Here is an 881-nt window from a genome sequence, read left to right on the forward strand (position 1 = left end):
GGGTGACCAGGCTCGGCGGGGCGGTCGGGGTCGGCGGTATCCGGGCTCACCCGATGATCCTCTCAGGCACGGCGCCGCCGCGGGGCGCCGGTGCCGCTCATCGCGCGAACGGCTCCAGCATCACCGCGGCGGCCTTGAGCCAGGCCTGCCGCGTCTCCGGTTGGAGCTGGTGGTACTCGATCGACGAGCCGGTCTCCAGCGCCGGGTCGTACGGCACCACGGCCACCGCCCGGGTTCGGGTGGCGAAGTGCCGCTCCAGGTCGTCCTGGAGCGACGAGCGGCCGGGCGTCGGGCAGGAGATCAGGGTGACCGCGTTGTCGGCCAGCTCCCCCATCCCCACCTCGTGCAGCAGGTCGAGCATCCAGTCCGCGCTGAACGCGGCGTCCTCCCGCGGCACGGTGGTCACCACGAGCTGGTCGGCGGCCTGCATGACGGTGCGCCAGTTCGAGCTCTCCACGTTGTTGCCGGTGTCCACGCAGACCACGTCGTGGGTACGCCGCAGCAGCTCCAGCACCCGCTTGACGGTGAACTGGTCCAGCCGCTGGGCGAACCGCGGGCTCTCCTCCCCGGCCAGCACGTCGTACGAGCCGTCGGAGGCGTGCCGGAGATAGTCGTCGAGGCGCCCCAGCAGCGTCTCGCCCTCGAGGATCTCGATCTGGGCGAGGTCGCTGACCAGGTGGCGGATGGTGCGGGCGTGCCGGGCGCTGCCGGCGCGCAGCCCCAGGGTGCCGCGCAGCTCGTTGTCGTCCCAGGCGAGCACGCCCCGGCCCCGGACGCTGCCGACGGTGGCCGCGGCGAGCACCGTGGCGGTGGTCTTGTGCACGCCGCCCTTGGGGTTGGCGAAGGCGAGCACCCGCGGCGTGCCCAGCTCGCGGCGGAGC

1 protein-coding gene is annotated in these 881 nt (G+C 73.6%); it reads right to left on the bottom strand.

Going from position 1 to position 881, the window contains the following annotated elements; all coding sequences use genetic code 11:
- Window positions 1–97: 97 nt before the first annotated feature.
- The coding region (locus DKL51_RS33190; protein ID WP_148097932.1) for a MinD/ParA family ATP-binding protein at window positions 98–881 on the bottom strand (784 nt) is incomplete at its 5' end.

Source organism: Micromonospora globispora, from assembly GCF_003857015.1.
Taxonomy (GTDB): Bacteria; Actinomycetota; Actinomycetes; order Mycobacteriales; family Micromonosporaceae; genus Micromonospora; species Micromonospora globispora.